The 15,657-nt window shown below is 62.1% G+C and carries 18 protein-coding genes; 10 read left to right on the top strand and 8 right to left on the bottom strand.

The genetic code is table 11. From position 1 onward, the window contains the following. Positions 1-936: a putative metalloprotease CJM1_0395 family protein gene (locus RH950_RS07970; RefSeq protein ID WP_350055445.1), complete on the bottom strand. Its 936-nt coding sequence runs from the start codon at positions 934-936 to the stop codon at positions 1-3. A 366-nt stretch (positions 937-1,302) separates the two neighbouring features. Here RH950_RS07970 and RH950_RS07965 point away from each other — a divergent pair, with 366 nt between their 5' ends. Together RH950_RS07965 and RH950_RS07960 are read left to right on the top strand one after the other, a co-directional pair. Beyond that, positions 1,303-2,520: a multidrug effflux MFS transporter gene (locus tag RH950_RS07965; RefSeq protein WP_350055443.1), complete on the top strand. Its 1,218-nt coding sequence runs from the start codon at positions 1,303-1,305 to the stop codon at positions 2,518-2,520. Next, complete coding sequence (locus RH950_RS07960; RefSeq protein ID WP_350055441.1) at positions 2,517-3,098, top strand: pyridoxamine 5'-phosphate oxidase family protein; 582 nt, start codon at positions 2,517-2,519, stop codon at positions 3,096-3,098. Before RH950_RS07965 ends, RH950_RS07960 begins: the two co-directional genes overlap by 4 nt. 12 nt (positions 3,099-3,110) lie before the next feature. On the opposite strand, the gene RH950_RS07955 is transcribed toward RH950_RS07960, so the two are convergent. Beyond that, positions 3,111-3,455 (bottom strand): DOPA 4,5-dioxygenase family protein, encoded by a 345-nt coding sequence (locus RH950_RS07955; protein WP_350055439.1) that lies wholly within the window; start codon positions 3,453-3,455, stop codon positions 3,111-3,113. Positions 3,456-3,611: 156 nt separating this feature from the next. On the opposite strand from RH950_RS07955, the gene RH950_RS07950 reads away from it, so the two are divergent. Both RH950_RS07950 and RH950_RS07945 read left to right on the top strand, forming a co-directional pair. After that, positions 3,612-4,169 (top strand): thioredoxin family protein, encoded by a 558-nt coding sequence (locus tag RH950_RS07950; protein ID WP_350055437.1) that lies wholly within the window; start codon positions 3,612-3,614, stop codon positions 4,167-4,169. A 122-nt stretch (positions 4,170-4,291) separates the two neighbouring features. Next, entirely contained in the window at positions 4,292-4,735 is a 444-nt protein-coding gene (locus RH950_RS07945) for a PAS domain-containing protein (protein ID WP_350055561.1), read from the top strand. Between the two features lie 28 nt (positions 4,736-4,763). Here RH950_RS07945 and gcvA read toward each other — a convergent pair whose 3' ends face one another. Beyond that, positions 4,764-5,678: a transcriptional regulator GcvA gene (gcvA, locus tag RH950_RS07940; protein WP_350055435.1), complete on the bottom strand. Its 915-nt coding sequence runs from the start codon at positions 5,676-5,678 to the stop codon at positions 4,764-4,766. 125 nt (positions 5,679-5,803) lie between these two features. Between gcvA and RH950_RS07935 the strand changes: the two genes are divergently transcribed. Beyond that, positions 5,804-6,055 carry a DUF1127 domain-containing protein gene (locus RH950_RS07935; protein WP_350055433.1) on the top strand — a complete coding sequence of 84 codons (252 nt, stop codon included), beginning with the start codon at positions 5,804-5,806 and terminating at the stop codon, positions 6,053-6,055. A gap of 53 nt (positions 6,056-6,108) precedes the next feature. On the opposite strand, the gene paaE is transcribed toward RH950_RS07935, so the two are convergent. From paaE to paaA, 5 genes are read right to left on the bottom strand one after another with little or no spacing between them, the layout of a single operon-like run. Continuing rightward, a complete protein-coding gene (gene paaE / locus RH950_RS07930) occupies positions 6,109-7,203 on the bottom strand; it encodes a 1,2-phenylacetyl-CoA epoxidase subunit PaaE (RefSeq protein WP_350055431.1) in 1,095 nt (364 codons plus the stop codon). An 11-nt stretch (positions 7,204-7,214) separates the two neighbouring features. After that, positions 7,215-7,724, bottom strand: coding sequence for a 1,2-phenylacetyl-CoA epoxidase subunit PaaD (paaD, locus tag RH950_RS07925; RefSeq protein ID WP_350055429.1), 510 nt, complete (start codon positions 7,722-7,724; stop codon positions 7,215-7,217). Between the two features lie 9 nt (positions 7,725-7,733). Then, a complete protein-coding gene (gene paaC / locus RH950_RS07920) occupies positions 7,734-8,501 on the bottom strand; it encodes a 1,2-phenylacetyl-CoA epoxidase subunit PaaC (RefSeq protein ID WP_350055427.1) in 768 nt (255 codons plus the stop codon). Between the two features lie 24 nt (positions 8,502-8,525). After that, positions 8,526-8,816 carry a 1,2-phenylacetyl-CoA epoxidase subunit PaaB gene (gene paaB / locus RH950_RS07915; protein ID WP_350055425.1) on the bottom strand — a complete coding sequence of 97 codons (291 nt, stop codon included), beginning with the start codon at positions 8,814-8,816 and terminating at the stop codon, positions 8,526-8,528. 55 nt (positions 8,817-8,871) lie between these two features. Further along, positions 8,872-9,855 carry a 1,2-phenylacetyl-CoA epoxidase subunit PaaA gene (gene paaA, locus RH950_RS07910; RefSeq protein WP_350055423.1) on the bottom strand — a complete coding sequence of 328 codons (984 nt, stop codon included), beginning with the start codon at positions 9,853-9,855 and terminating at the stop codon, positions 8,872-8,874. Between the two features lie 112 nt (positions 9,856-9,967). Between paaA and paaI the strand changes: the two genes are divergently transcribed. From paaI to RH950_RS07885, 5 genes are all read left to right on the top strand, one after another. Further along, positions 9,968-10,438, top strand: coding sequence for a hydroxyphenylacetyl-CoA thioesterase PaaI (gene paaI, locus RH950_RS07905; RefSeq protein ID WP_350055421.1), 471 nt, complete (start codon positions 9,968-9,970; stop codon positions 10,436-10,438). Next, positions 10,435-11,367, top strand: coding sequence for a PaaX family transcriptional regulator (locus RH950_RS07900; RefSeq protein WP_350055419.1), 933 nt, complete (start codon positions 10,435-10,437; stop codon positions 11,365-11,367). Before paaI ends, RH950_RS07900 begins: the two co-directional genes overlap by 4 nt. Positions 11,368-11,520: 153 nt before the next feature. After that, the gene (locus tag RH950_RS07895) at positions 11,521-11,718 is read left to right on the top strand and encodes a hypothetical protein (protein WP_350055417.1); all 198 of its coding nucleotides are present in this window, start codon (positions 11,521-11,523) and stop codon (positions 11,716-11,718) included. 92 nt (positions 11,719-11,810) lie between these two features. Next, complete coding sequence (locus RH950_RS07890; protein ID WP_350055415.1) at positions 11,811-13,901, top strand: hydantoinase/oxoprolinase family protein; 2,091 nt, start codon at positions 11,811-11,813, stop codon at positions 13,899-13,901. 13 nt (positions 13,902-13,914) lie between these two features. Next, on the top strand, positions 13,915-15,639 hold the full coding sequence (locus tag RH950_RS07885) for a hydantoinase B/oxoprolinase family protein (protein ID WP_350055413.1): 1,725 nt from the start codon (positions 13,915-13,917) through the stop codon (positions 15,637-15,639). Positions 15,640-15,657 lie beyond the last annotated feature (18 nt).

The raw sequence follows: 15,657 nt of genomic DNA, 5'->3' as shown, positions 1-15,657 counted from the left end.
TTATATTGAAATATCAAGAGTAGATCGACCACTTAGCACCGGTACGAGATCAAACGGTGATTGTCCGCTCCCGCCGAAAGAGCCTCCCCCGGAACCACCGGCTGAATTCGTCGGGTCATTGTCACCGCCTGTTCCAGTAACCGAGAAAGCACCGGCATCACGGTCCGGACCGGCAACTGAATTCGACGGACGGCCGTTCGCAACCGCGCCATTGCCAGGATCATTCTCCGTCGCACCGGAAATTCCCGCCCCCCGGTCCTGGCCGCTCCCGGAAACGATCTCGGCGCCTGGCTCACCCGTCGGCGCATTTTCGGCGTCGCTGGTCCCTTCGTCACCGCCACCCGTCAACGCCTCAAGCTCTTCAGCGCTTTGCTGGGCCTTTTCCACACTGGCTTGCTGAATGCCCTGGCTTGCCCGGGCGGCAATTGCCTGATCCGCAGCAGAAGGCGATGCCGGCGCCAGTGCGGCGCTGCGGACCTGCTGCAGTTTCTGGATCGTGGCCTCCGGGTCTCCGGCAATCGGGCTGGTATCGATCGGCACTTCGCCCCCAACCGCGTAGCGCCGGCCGTCCGGTCCGGAATCGTAGGTGTAGGAGATCGCTCCGGCATACTGGCCGCCGACGGCCTTGTGCGCCTGTTCGTGACGGCGGACTTCTGCATCGCGCTGTTTCAGCTCGGCTACCTGTTCCCGCTCGCCCTCGGTCAGGCCGTCCGGGCCTACTTCATCCTCCGAACCGGCTCCTTCGACGGGTGCGCCATTGATCGCTGCAGCATCCCCGGAAGAGTCGTCATCCGCTGAATCGGGCTCTTCGGAATCGCCTCTGTCTTCCTGAACTGCCGTGATGCTCGGCGGCGCCAGCAGACCGTTCAAGCCGGTAACCGAGCGCGAGGCGTCATCAGAGTCGCTGTTTCCAGCGCCTTGTCCAAATGGCGTCAAGCCGGACGCTCCCGTCAGCCCTGTCGCTGTCGACGCACCTGTCCTGCCGATGGTGGTTTGAGTGTCGTCTTCATCATTTTGGGGAAACAAACCAGTCACTTGTATCGCGCTGCTTGTTCGGATGACGAGACTGCTTTCGACGCCAGAGACCATTCTTATCCCTAGTTTCCGGAAATTCTGCCCGGGACATTTCGAAACTATAAAGTAAGTCTTTGCTTCAGATCAGTCAACCAGGGCGATATCGCCTCCAGGTGCCGTTTAGCACATATAGAGAATTGTAAACGGCTTTATTTGCACTATTTTTGCCCGGCGCTTGGACTAGTTTAAACGTCATCCAACAAGCTCCCAAAACAGAACAGGCATTCCGTGACCGCTCAGACCAAGGCCCCGCCAATTCTCGTCCTCATCGTCGCCACCGCGACAGGGCCGCTCGCGCTGAATCTCTTCGTACCGTCGATGCCAGGCCTCGTCCCCGTCTTCGGAACGGATTACGGAACGGTGCAGCTGACCCTGACGCTCTATCTCGCGGGCATCGCCATCGGTCAGCTCCTTTATGGTCCCATCTCCGATCGGATCGGACGACGGCCGACCCTGCTGACCGGGCTGACGGTGTTTACGCTTGCCAGCCTGCTCTGCGCCTTCGCAAGTTCGATCGAGTGGCTTATCGCCGGGCGAATCTTCCAGGCCCTCGGGGGCTGCGCCGGAATGGTCCTCGGGCGCGCTATCGTGCGGGATGTGTATGAACGCGAAGAGGCCGCGCCGGTTATTGCCTTCATTACCATGGCCATGGCCGTTGCTCCGATGATCGGCCCGGCCATCGGGGGCTTCCTGGACAGCGCGTTCGGCTGGTTTGCCGGCTTCTATGTCGTGGCCGCCATGGGTGGCGCAACACTGCTCTACGCCGTGCCAACGCTTCACGAAACGCACCATGCGCGCTCCGAACGGATCGATGTGTTCAGCATCGGTCGCAGCTACCACTCTCTGCTGAGATCGCGCGCCTTTCTCGGCTACACCCTGAACACCTCCTTCTCGATCGGCTGCTTCTTCGCCTTCCTGACCTCGGCCCCCTACGTCACCATCGAAATCCTGAAGATTCCGCCGCAGGTCTACGGGTTCCTCTTCGTGATCGTCTCGCTTGCCTATATTTCCGGGAATTTCGTGGCCACACGGATTTCCAGGCGGCTCGGCATCGACCGTATGATCCTGCTGGGCTGCTGCTTCTCCCTGACGGGGGCAACGGTCCTGACCACGCTTTCGCTGCTCGGTTTCATGTCGGCCCTCTCGATCTTCCTGCCTTTTTCGCTGATCGCCTTCGGTAACGGCATGAGCCAGCCCAATGCCATAGCCGGCTCGGTCAGCGTCAATCCGGCGATTGCCGGCGCGGCATCCGGCCTGATGGGATTTCTGCAGATGGTCTTCGGCGGCCTCGCCACCGTGATTGTCGGCTATTTTCAAACCGATTCTGATTTCAAGGCACTCGCCATAACTGTCGTGGTCGGGGCGTCATGCGCCCTGCTCAGCCTGATACTCGTGCGCAATCAGACACCGGTTGCGCCGCGGAAACAGGAAGCCGCCGCCGAATGAGCGAACCGCCGAAAAGGGATGTTGATGCAGCCGCCCTGATCGACCGGGCGTCCGCGCTCTTCTCCACAGCGCCGCAAGATCCCCAGGCATCGTTCCGGTACCCCGTGCTGGCGACAATCGGGCGCGACGGCACGCCGAATGGCCGTGTCCTGGTGCTCCGCACCGCCGATCCTGGTACCTGGCAGGCGACGCTGCATACGGACGGCAGGGCCGAAAAGCTTGCCGAACTGGCTGCGCACAACGCCGCAATGCTGGTCTTCTATGACCATGCGGCGGGTCTGCAACTCCGGCTGAAAGGCGCGATGGCAACACTCACTGACACTGCCGCACGGAAAGCCATCTGGGATACACTCGCCGACAGCAACCGGCCGAACTATCGGGCGGACCCGCCCACCGGCTCCGTCCTCGGCGCGGCCGGTGACGGCATCGGGCCGGACGACGACCAGACCGGGTTCGAGAATTTTACTGTGCTGACATTTTCCGCGGCGACGGTGGATGTCCTGAAACTCGCGCGTACAGGTAACCGGCGTTATCGCCTGGATCTATCGAAAGGTACCGGTACCTGGCTGGTCCCCTGACCCGGCAAACCGCTACTCTTCGAATATGCTGACCTTCAGGGTCTCCGACGGGCCGAGCCAGATCACGTGTTTTGTATGGTCCGCCAAAGCGTCGCCGGTCTCGGCATGCACGAAGACAGTCAGATATCCCCGGTTGAGGGCTAGCCACGGCATGACGTCCGCAAACTGGTCCGGTCTGAACGCAACCTGATAGCTGCCGCGCGGGTGCGGGCCTACAGGCTTCTCGTGAAACCGTCCCATCTCGATATCGAACTGGCGCTCAATCGCTTCGCGAAGCGCCCGCGCATCCTGTGCGCTCTCTGCGTCGAAATAGACATGGGCATGGTATCCGAGGATATCGGACGTGTCTCTGATCATTCGCGGTCCCCTACCGGCATCCTGTCGTCAGCATACATATGCCATCGGCACACTGCATTTCACCAGTGTTGTGCTATGGTTAACGAACTTTGACTGAGGCTCTTCTTCTTAATGGACCAAGGGAAAGCGGAGCAGCGCAAAGACGGGGAAATCGTCATGGCTCTTCAAACGACCGGGATCTGCGGCTTCGGCTGGACCGCACCGGATTTCCGTCTGACCGGCACCGATGGCGCCGAACACAGCCTTTCGGATATCCGCGGCGCGAAGGGCACGCTTGTCATGTTTATCTGCAACCATTGCCCCTATGTGAAGGCTATCGCCGGAAAGATCGCACGCGACGCCGCTGAACTGGCGGGGCACGGCATCTCGACCGTCGCCATCATGTCGAACGATACGGACGCTTATCCCGCCGACTCCTTCGACAACATGATCCGGTTCGCCGCCAAGCATAAGTTCAGCTTCCCCTATCTGATCGATGAGACCCAGCAGGTGGCGCGTGCCTACGACGCGGTCTGTACACCGGATTTCTTCGGGTTCGATTCGGATCTTGGTCTGCAGTATCGCGGACGCCTCGACGCAAGCGGGGCATCTCCGGTCGAGGGCGCCCGGCGCGATCTGTTCGAGGCCATGAAACGGGTGGCGGAGACCGGCCGCGGTCCGGAGGAGCAGGTCGCCAGCATGGGCTGCTCGATCAAGTGGAAAGAGACCGATTGAAAATGACAGCGCCAGATGCGATCGACCTTGCTCGGCCGCCATCGCTCACACCCGTGGGCAGGGATTTTGTCGCATACTGGCACTCACTGCGCGCCGGCCAGTTTCTTCCCGACCGCTAGGATATCGATCCAGGCGCGATCAAGCACCTGCTTCCCTTCATCGTTATCCATGACCTCGTTGCGCCGGATCGCATCGAACTTCGGCTGGTCGGCACTGCGGTCGCTGAAGATTACGGAACGGACATCACCGGCTGGAACTATCTCGACATGGTCGAAACGGGTCGCCGGGGCAGAGCATCTGACTCCTTTTTCATGCTGCATAGCCATCCGGTCGGCATGGCGGTGACGTTGCGCGCGACAGCCCGGTCGGGCCGATCCTGGCTCCGTCAGACCGTCGATCTGCCGATTTCCGATATCAGGCACAATCGCAAACTGGTCATTTCGTGCAGCCTGCCCGCCGATCAGGGCAGGCTGGCCGAAACAGTCAATGCCTCACTCCAGGTCCAGTCAGTCGCGCACCGGGAACTGATCGATATCGGCGCCGGGATTCCTGACACCGTCAACTGAACGGACGGTTGATCGAGGTTTTCACTTATCAGGCCGTTTCGGTGGAATCGCGGTCCCGCCGCACCTCGTCCAGAACCCAGTCCCTGAACACGGCAACCTTGTTCGAGCGGAGGGATTCCTCGCGGCACACGAAGTAGTAGGCGAGCGGCGCCGGTGTCTCGACCTCGAATGGCCTGATCAGGCGCCCGGCACGCAGGTCGTCAGTCACCAGCTGGGAGCGGGCAAGCGCGACACCCTGCCCTTCGATGGCGGCCTGCAGGACCATGTCCATTTGCGTGAAGAAGGCGCCGCGCCTGACATCCACACCCTCGATGCCGAATTGCTCCAGAAAGTGCGCCCAGGTTTCACCGGCAAAGCTGTTCACGTCATGCAGCAACGGATAGTACTTCAGGTCTTCCGGCCGCTTCAGCCCCGGCGGACGGGCCGCGATGTCCGGACTGCACACGGGATAGATACACTCGGTCATGATCTGCTGGACGTGAACCCCTTCCTCCTTGCCCTCGCCAAGACGCAGCGCCACGTCGACGCCATCGGTCACGAAATCCGCCCGGCGATCCTCAGCCGCGATCCGGACATCGATCTCGGGATACCGCATACGAAACCGGGACAGTCTGGGAATAAGCCATTTCACGGCAAAAGACGGCAGCACGCTCACCGTTAGCGGCCGCCCCTCTTCCTGTTCCTTCAGGTCATTGACCGCCGCCTGCAGGCGGGAGAAGGCCTCGCGCACCGCGGGGGCGAGCCGTGCCCCTTCCGGAGTCAATTCAAGCGCCCTGGGACGCCGCAGAAACAAGGAACAGCCAAGTTCGGCTTCCAGCGCCTTGATCTGCTGGCTCACGGCCGCCGGCGTCACGAACAGCTCGCCAGCCGCGAGCTTGAAACTCATATGCCGCGCTGCGGCTTCAAAACAGCGCAATCCATTCAGGGGCAAACGGCTCAACATGATTTAGCTAAACTAATCCATATGGCAGATTAACTCGTTTGATGAATGGCCATTTATAGCCCAAATACCCAATCATCGACAGACACGAATGAGCGTGTGTGACGAAATGATTAAGGAGAACTTTCATGTTCAAGAACGAAACCCTGAATGTCGCTCCTGCCGCATGCATGCCCGCAGGAACCAACGGAACCATCTTCACGCATCCGCGTGGTCGCGGCGGTGTTGTGCAGGCATTCGTCACGACCCTGCTTACCTGGCAGGACCGGCTGCGTCAGCGCCAGTTGCTTCGGGAGCTCGGCGACCGCGAACTGTCCGATATGGGCATCAGCCGGTCAGAAGCTGAATACGAGATCAACAAGCCTTTCTGGGCTGCCTGATCCTCAAGGGACGTCGCGGCCGGATGGCCGCGACAACTTCCTCTGTCTCCCGCCTATCGGGCGTCAAAGTCCAGTACGACCTTTTCGCTTGCCGGATGGGACTGACAGGCCAGGACGAAGCCCCTCTCCACCTCCTCCTCGGCAAGCGTGTAATTCAGATCCATCTCGACGCGGCCTTCCAGGACCTTTGCCCTGCATGTGCAGCACATCCCACCCTTGCAGGCGTAGGGCAAATCCGGTCTTGCCCCCAGGGCCGCGTCGAGAATGGAGACATCGTCGGCACCAAGCGCGAAATCGGTGCGAATCCCGTCGAGAATGATCGAGACGTCCGATCCCGAGCGCTCCGCTTCAGGCGTCTTCGCCAGGCGGCTGCGCCGGGCCTCGGCCGCTTTCGCCGCCGCATCATTTGCCGGGGCGAAAAGCTCGAAATGCACCCTTCCCTCCGCGACGCCGTGCGCTGCCAGGGCCTCTTTCACATCCCCGATCATCCCTTCCGGGCCGCACAGGAAAAACTCGTCCACTGCATGCACGTTCAGGATAGATCGGAAGAAGCTCTCGCATTTCTCCCTGTCAATCCGTCCGTTCAGCAGCGCTGCTTCCTGCGGCTCGCGGCTCAGCACGTGCAGCACACTGAAACGGGACGGATAACGGTTCTTCAGGTCGAGCAGGGTCTCGCGGAACATGATCTCCCGCACCGACCTGTTGCCGTAGAATAATGTGAACCGGCTCTCAGGCTCCACCGCCAGGACCGACTTTGCAATGGACAGGACGGGCGTGATGCCGCTGCCGGCGGCGAACGCCACATAGGTCTGGGCCGTCGCCGGGTTCGGCTGCAGGGTGAAACGGCCTTCCGGCACCATGACATCAAGCACATCACCCGGTTTCAGCGCGTCATTGGCAAAGCTGGAGAAGGCCCCGCCCTCAACCCGTTTCACCGCCACGCGGATCTCGCCCTCGTCCAGACCGCTGCAGATCGAATAGGACCGGCGCACGTCGTGGCCGTCGATCTCGTGGCGCAGCGTCACATATTGCCCCGGCAAATACCGGAACGCGGCGCGCTGCTCTTCCGGCACGTCGAACGCAATCGACACGCTGTCGGACGTCTCGGGGCGCACGTCGCGCACAGTCAGACTGGTGAAACGCGCCATGGCCGCTCTCCCTAGTGACACTTGAAATAATCAAATGGCTCGGCGCAGTCCGCACACCGGTAGAGCGCCTTGCAGGCGGTCGATCCGAACTGGCTGAGAATCTCCGTATGCCCGGATCCGCACCGCGGGCAGGCAACAACCGGATCGATTCCGAGCAACGATTTCCTGGAGGTCGACTGCTCTGCCGGCGGCGCGATGCCGATAGCCCGGAGCTTCTCCCGGCCCGCATCGCTCAGCCAGTCCGTCGTCCAGGCCGGCGCCAGGACCGTCCTGACTTCGGCGCTGTCGAAACCGGCACCAAGCACTGCGTCGCGCACCATCATCTCGATATAGGCCATGGCCGGGCAGCCGGAATAGGTCGGGGTAATCGTCACGACGGCAGAACCTTCGACGACATCGACATCCCGGATCACGCCGAGATCGACCACCGACAGGACCGGGATTTCAGGATCGCACACCGTCTCGAGCGCCCGCCAGAGCCGGGCGATGGGGTCTTCAGGGACAGCGGCGCGCTCGGTCATGACGGCATCTCACCACTTCGCATCCGGATAGGCCCGCGGCAGGAACTGCATTTCCGCCAGCAGGAGGCCCAGATGCTCTGAATGGATGCCCTTCTTGCCGCCGCCGATGGACCAGGAGGCTTCCGGCAGCGTGAGTGTGGCTTCCTCGATTACCGCCGCAACCGCGAGACGCCAGTTCTCGTGGAAGTCGCCGGGGTCGACCGCGATGCCGGCCTGCATCATCATCTCGTCGATGGCATCGCCCTCGAACAGTTCCCGTGTATAGCCCCAGAGCGCGTCGAGCGCTGTCTGCGCCCGCATCCGGCTTTCTTCCGTGCCGTCGCCGAGGCGGATGACCCACTGACCGCTGTGGCGGCGGTGATAGACAGCTTCCTTGATCGCCTTGGCCGCGATGTTGGCCATTTCCTGGTTGGCCGACCTTGTCAGCGCCTGCAGCAGTTCGACATGGAAGCAGTCGAACAGGAACTGGCGGACGATAGTATGGGCGAAATCGCCGTTCGGCTGCTCCACCAGCAGGAAATTCCGCCAGTCCAGAACATCGCGCTTGAAGGCCAGCGCATCGGCATCCCGGCCAGCACCTTCCACCGTCCCGGCCAGATCGAGCCAAAGCGTGGACTGGCCGACGAGATCGAGCGCGATGTTGGAAAGGGCGATGTCCTCTTCCAGCACGGGGCCCTTGCCGCACCACTCGGACAGCCGGTGTCCGAGGATCAGGCATGTGTCCCCGAGGCGGAGCAGGTACTCGAAGAGCGCTTCGCGTTGCGCGGCGGCTGTCATGTCATGGTCTCCGTCGGCTCCGGGTCACAGGCATTCCACCTCATCCGGCACGTCGTAGAAGGTCGGGTGACGGTAGATCTTGGCGTCCGCCGGGTCGAACAGGGATTCCTTGTCCGCCGGCGCGGAGGCCACGATATCAGTCGATTGCACCACCCAGATGCTCTCACCCTCGCGCCGCCGTGTATAAACATCGCGAGCGTGCTGCAGGGCCATTTCAGCGTCACAGGCATGTAATGAGCCGACATGCTTGTGCGACAGGCCCTCACGCGCGCGGATGAAAACTTCCCAGAGCGGCCAGTCATTTCCGGCAGTCATGATTGCTCTCCCGATCGGTCCGGAGCCAGCGCTCCGAAAAGACGTATTGTACGGTTTATTCGGCGGCGATACGTGCCGCACTCTCGCGCTGACGCTTCTTTTCCGCGTAGGCAACAGCGGCCTCGCGGACCCAGGTCCCGTCTTCATGCGCCTTGATCCTGGCCGCCATGCGTTCCTTGTTGCAGGGTCCGTCGCCGGAAACGACGCGTTTCAGCTCGGCCCAATCGATTTCACCAAAATCATAATGGCCGCGCTCCTCGTTCCACTTCAGATCCGGATCCGGCATCTTGAGCCCCAGGTAATCGGCCTGTGGAACCGTCATATCGATGAATTGCTGCCGAAGATCGTCATTGGAGACGCGCTTGATCTTCCAGGCCACGGATTGCGAGGAATGCACGGTGTCCCGGTCGCTCGGCCCGAACATCATCAGCGACGGCCACCACCAGCGGTCCAGCGCGCTCTGCGCCATGCGCTTCTGCGCTGCGGTCCCGAAGGCCATGGACATCATGATTTCATAGCCCTGGCGCTGGTGGAAACTCTCTTCCCGGCAGATCCGCTCCATCGCCCGGGCATAGGGCCCGTAGGAGCAGCGGCAGAGCGCGATCTGGTTGATGATCGCTGCACCGTCCACCAGCCAGCCGATCGCCCCGATATCCGCCCAGGAAAGCACCGGGTAATTGAAAATGTTCGAATATTTGGCCCGACCGCTATGCAGCGCGTCGATCATCTCCGCGCGCGGCGTGCCGAGGGTTTCGGCCGCGCTGTAGAGATAGAGGCCGTGCCCGGCCTCGTCCTGGATCTTGGCCAGCAGCTGCACCTTCCGGCGCAGCGACGGCGCCCGGGTCACCCAGCAGCCTTCCGGCAGCATGCCAACGATTTCCGAATGGGCATGTTGGGATATCTGGCGAACCAGATTTTTCCGGTAGGCCTCCGGCATCCAGTCCCGCGGCTCGATCTTGATTTCCTGATCGACCCGCGCCTGAAACCGTGCAGCCTCTTCCAATTCGGAGGATTGACCCGGACTTTGGCTTTCCACCATTGCGTTTCCTCGCTTAACTCGGTCATTGCCGAATAGCGCTAATAATGTGATACATAATTTTTCATCAGTCCAGAGAAAACTGTATCATAAAAGCCATCAGGAACAGGACAGCATGAACGACAGTCAGAGCAGCAAGGACGTACAGGAAACCGCGTCAGATACAGCCCGGCGCGTTGCCGAGTGGATGTATGAGAACGACGCGGCGACACAGGCCTTCGGCATGCGGGTCGAGCATGTGGCGCCCGGATACGCACGCCTTCGCATGACGGTGCGGCCTGACATGCTGAATGGTCACGGTACCTGCCACGGCGGCATGATCTTCACCCTTGCCGACAGCGCATTCGCTTTCGCCTGCAATTCCGGCAACGCCCTGACGGTGGCCCAGAGCTGCGACATCGACTTCGTCAATCCCGCGCGCGAAGGCGACGATCTGATCGCCACCTGCGAGGAACGGTATCACCGCGGCCGCTCAGGCATCTACGATACCGTCGTGAAAACAGCGGACGACACCCCCGTCGCCTTCTTCAGGGGCAAATCCCGGACAATCGGCGGCCCGCTTGTCGAAGATGCGCCCCGACAATGACCTTGGCCGCTGATCCGGACACACTTGCGGCACTTGCCCGGGAAACGATCTCGACGCTGAAACCCCGGGCAAAATCCCTGATCGTGACCGTCTTCGGGGACGCCATCCTGCCGCATGGCGGCACCGCCTGGCTCAGCGACCTGATCAGACTGATGGAAGCCTTCGGTGTTGGCGAGCGGGTGGTCCGGACCGCCGTCTTCAGACTGACCCAGGACGGTATCCTGACGGCACGGCAGATCGGCCGCCGCAGCATCTATTCCCTGACAGACAGCGGCAGGCAGGATTTCGATGCGGCACAGCGGCGGATCTATGCACCGGTCCGCACCCGACGGGCGACAGATGCACCCTGGCAGATCGCGCTGCTGACGAGTGCTGTCGACAGTTCGGAACGGGATGCTCTCAGAAAGGCTCTGGGCTGGGCCGGATACGGCGCGCTCGGCCCGCAGGTCCTGCTCGGTATCGGCGGCGATCTCGACCGGGCGAAACAGGAGCTCATACATCTTGGCCTTGACGACCGGGTCGCCCTGTTCGAAGCCGTCCCTGGCTCCACCTTGGCGCCCCTGCACGCACTGAGCAGGGAGACCTGGGACCTGGAGGCGACTGACATGGCCTACAGGGCCTTCATTGACGGATTTGCTCCGGTTCTGCATGCGCTCGAAAAACCGCGCGGGCAATTGACACCGGAGACGGCATTCGTCCTGCGGATTCTGATGGTTCATGTCTACCGGCGGGCTCTGCTCCGGGATCCCGGCCTTCCCGCCGACATCATGCCGGAAACCTGGAGCGGGCACCGGGCAACGGAGCTTTCTGCACAGATTTACGATATGCTCAGACAGCCGGCACAAGCGCATCTGGGGACTGTCGTCAGCGGGGTGGACGGCTCCCTGCCTCCGCCGTCGGAGGCCTATTTCTCACGCTTCAGGGAATGATTGCCCGACTCCGGCGCGGGCCACCGATCGAAAAGCCGAAGCGGACGCTCGCCATGCGCGCACCGGGATGATTAAATGACGCCGGTGTCAAAAAGTGGACGCGGAACCGGCCCATATTTGACAGTTCATCACGCTGGCTTTGGGATCGAGGTCATGATCGAGATCTACATAGAATGTTGGGCCAGTCCGGACGGTATTCGGTATCCGTGGTCCGTCTGGCAGGATGGCCGGCAGGTCGAATCCTCGCACATGTCCGCCCTCTACGAGGACCAGGACAAGGCAGAAGCCGAGGCACGGCGATACTGCGCCGAGGTGCTGAAGGCGGAACCGACCAATGTTGTCAGGTTGTGACGATTGTCATTCATTGACGGCCGCCAGACATATGTCTTTACTAAGGTTAGATCCTTTCCGACCTTCCTCTTTTACAAACCGATTGTATTGCAATGCCTGAGACCTCTGTGCAAGGCCGCCTCGCGGTCGATGTCGGCGGCACCTTTACGGATGTCGCACTCGAATTCGGCCCCAAGCGCTTCACGGCGAAGGTGCTGACAACCCCGTCGATGCCCGAACGGGGTGTGATGAATGCAATCGAAAAAGCACTTGAAGTGGCCGACGCCTCGCCGGCGGATATCGGACTGCTGATCCATGGCACCACCCTGGCCACGAATGCCCTGATCGAACGCAAGGGCGCTAGGACGGCTCTTGTCACGACAGAGGGTCTGCGGGACTCCGTGGAAATGGCCTTCGAAAACAGGTTCGAGCAATATGACATCAACATCGACCGGCCCGACCCGCTGGTGCCGCGCAATCTGCGCTGGTCTGTCCGCGAGCGCCTGAACTTCAAAGGCGAGGTGCTGATTCCGCTGGACGAGACGAGTGTTCAGGCACTGGTCCCGTTGATCGACAGCCATGAGATCGGCTCTATCGCCATCGGGCTCATCCATTCTTATGCCAACGGCGCGCACGAAGAGCGTGTCGGCGAGATCCTGAGCAAGGCGCGTCCGGACCTCAGCATCACGCTCTCCAGCGAGGTCTGCCCGGAGATCCGCGAGTACGAGAGACAATCGACAGCGTCTGCGAATGCCTATGTCCGGCCGATCATGTCCCGCTATCTCGGCGTGCTGCGCGAAGACCTGAAGAAGCGCGGCTTTACCTGCCCGGTTCTGCTGATGACCTCCGGCGGGGGTCTGACCACGCTGGATACGGCCATGCGGTTCCCGATCCGGCTGGTCGAATCCGGGCCGGCCGGCGGCGCCATTCTGGCCAGCGAGATTGCCCGCGAATGCGGTCTTGCCAGCGTCGTCTCCTACGACATGGGCGGTACCACCGCCAAGATCTGTCTGCTGGACGACTTCATGCCGCAAACCACGCGCACCTTCGAGGTCGCCCGTGTCTATCGCAACATGAAGGGCAGCGGCTGGCCGGTGCGCATTCCCGCCATCGAGATGGTCGAGATCGGTGCCGGTGGCGGCTCCATCGCCGCAATCGACAAGCTCGGCCGGATTGCCGTTGGCCCGCACAGTGCCGGCGCCGATCCGGGACCGGCCTGCTACGATCAGGGCGGCACCAAACCGACCGTGACCGATGCGGATGTGGTACTCGGCAAGATCGATCCGGCGAGTTTCGCCGGCGGCTCCGTCGCCCTGAGCCCGGAAAAGGCCAAGGCCGCCCTGAAGGCCGAAATCGGCACCAAGATGGACCTGTCCGAAGCGCTTTCCGCCTTCGGTGTCTGCGAGATCGTCGACGAGAACATGGCGAATGCGGCCCGCGTCCATGCCATCGAATGGGGCAAGGACATCGCGGCCCGGGCCATGATCGCTTTCGGCGGCGCCGCCCCTCTGCACGCTGCCAGGCTGGCCGAAAAACTCGACATTCCGACAGTCGTGGTTCCAACCGGCGCCGGTGTCGGCTCGGCAATCGGCTTCCTGCGCGCGCCGATCTCCTACGAAGTCGTCCGCTCCAGATACGTCAAGCTCTCGGACTTCGATGCGGGGGAAATCAATACCCTGCTCTCCGGAATGGCGGACGAGGCCCGCGTCATCGTTTCAAGCGGCGCTGGCGGTGCCGCGCTTGAGGAAACCCGGACTGCTTTCATGCGCTATGTCGGACAGGGTCATGAAATCGCCGTTCCACTGCCGGAGGGCGAGCTGACGGCAGAGCATGCAAAGACGATCCGGGAGGCGTTCGAGAGCGAATACAAGCGGCTCTATGGCCGGATCATTCCGGGACCGGAGCCGGAGATCCTGAGCTGGACCCTGACCATGACGGCGCCGCGGCCGCAGGTCCCGGCCGAACTGACAGCCCCCACGGGCGGCACGGCGGAAGCAACCGGCAGCCGCGATCTGTTCGATCCGGCAAGCGGCACCTATGTCGAAGCCAAGATCTACTGGCGTGACGACCTGCCGGTCGGCGCGTCCATCCAGGGCCCTGCCGTCATCTCGGAATCCCAGACCACGACCATCGTGACATCCGCTTTCGACGCGACCGTCAACGAACTCGGGTATCTCATCCTGACCCGCAAGCAAGCGGCCTGAGGGAGCACAGACAATGAGCCAGAAATCAGCCCTCGACCAGATCCGCATGCAGATCCAGTGGAACCGGCTGCTCTCCGTCGTGGAAGAGCAGGCCCAGACCCTGATCCGGACAGCCTTCAGCACCTCCGCCCGCGAGGCCGGCGACATTTCCGCCGGAGTCTATGACTGCAAGGGCCGCATGCTGGCGCAGGCGGTCACCGGCACCCCCGGTCACGTCAATGCCATGGCCGCCTCGGTCGGGTTTTTCATGGAGAAATTCCCGCTTTCGAACATGAAACCGGGCGATGTCTTCGTCACCAACGACCCGTGGCGCGGCACCGGCCACCTGAACGATTTCACCGTGGTCACCCCGACCTTCATCGGCGACCGGATCGTCGCCCTGTTCGCCTGCACAACCCATGTGGTCGATGTCGGCGGCAAGGGGTTCGGGCCCGATGGCCGGCAGATCTACGAGGAAGGCATCCACATCCCGATTATGCGGCTGGCCGAAGGGGGCGAGTTCGTCGAGCCGGTTCTGGAAATCATCCGGACCAATGTGCGCAATCCGGTCGAGGTCGAGGGCGACCTCTATTCACTTGCGGCCTGCAACGATGTCGGTGGCCGGCGCCTGATCGACATGATGCGGGAATTCGGGCTGGAGAGCCTCGATACGCTGGCCGATTACGTGATTGAGAGCGCCCGCGCCGGAATGGCGGCGGAAATCCGTGAGCTGCCAAACGGCACCTACCATAATTCCATGCGGATCGACGGCTATGAGTGCCCGATCGATCTGGTGGCCGCCCTGACCATCCGGGACGAGGAGATCGAGGTCGATTTCACCGGCACCTCCGACATATCGAGCTTCGGCATCAACGTGCCTCTGACCTATACCCAGGCCTATGCCAGCTTCGGTATCCGCTGCGTCGTCGGCGGGGCCGTGCCGAACAATGCGGGCTCCCTCGCCCCGGTCATCATCACCGCGCCCGAAGGCAGCATCCTGAATGCCCCGCATCCCTGCGCCGTGACAGCCCGCCACGTCATCGGCCAGATGTTGCCGGATGTCGTGCTCGGCTGCCTCAACCAGGTGATTCCGGACCGGGTCCCGGCAGAAGGCACCTCCAGCCTCTGGAACCCGGTCTTGCTGGGCGGACATGGTCTGACGGATTCGGACTATGGCGACGCAACACCGTTCGCCATCAACACCTTCCATGCCGGCGGCACGGGCGCCCGCCCGGACAAGGATGGCCTCAACGCAACGGCCTTCCCGTCCGGTGTGCGCAACACCCCGATCGAGGTGAACGAGACCATTGCTCCCCTGATCATCTGGCGTAAGGAATATCGGCCCGACAGCGGCGGCGCCGGGAAACATCGCGGCGGCGTCGGCCAGGTGATGGAGATATCCCACTCCCAGCACGCTCCCTTCGCCATCAACTGCATGTTCGACCGGGTAACCTACCCGCCGCGCGGCCGCAACGGCGGCGGTGACGGCACCGCCGGTATCATCGAACGGGCGAAGGACGGCAGCCGGTTGAACGCGAAAGGCCGGCAGAGCGTCGATGGAGACGACAAGCTGATCATTTCCATGCCGGGGGGCGGCGGTCTCGGAAACCCGCACGAGCGCGATCCGTCCGAGGTTGCGCGCGACGTGCTGCTCGGCTTTGTTTCTCTCAAGGCGGCCGAGACTGTATATGGTGTCGCTATCGATGGATCAGGCATGGTGGACGAGGCCCGCACCCGGGACCTTCGTGCCGCCGGCTGAAGGCAGAGCCGACACCGG

The sequence above is a fragment of the Nisaea sp. genome (genome assembly GCF_040217065.1).
Classification (GTDB): Bacteria; Pseudomonadota; Alphaproteobacteria; order Thalassobaculales; family Thalassobaculaceae; genus Nisaea.
This window is presented reverse-complemented; position numbering and strand designations above follow the sequence as displayed.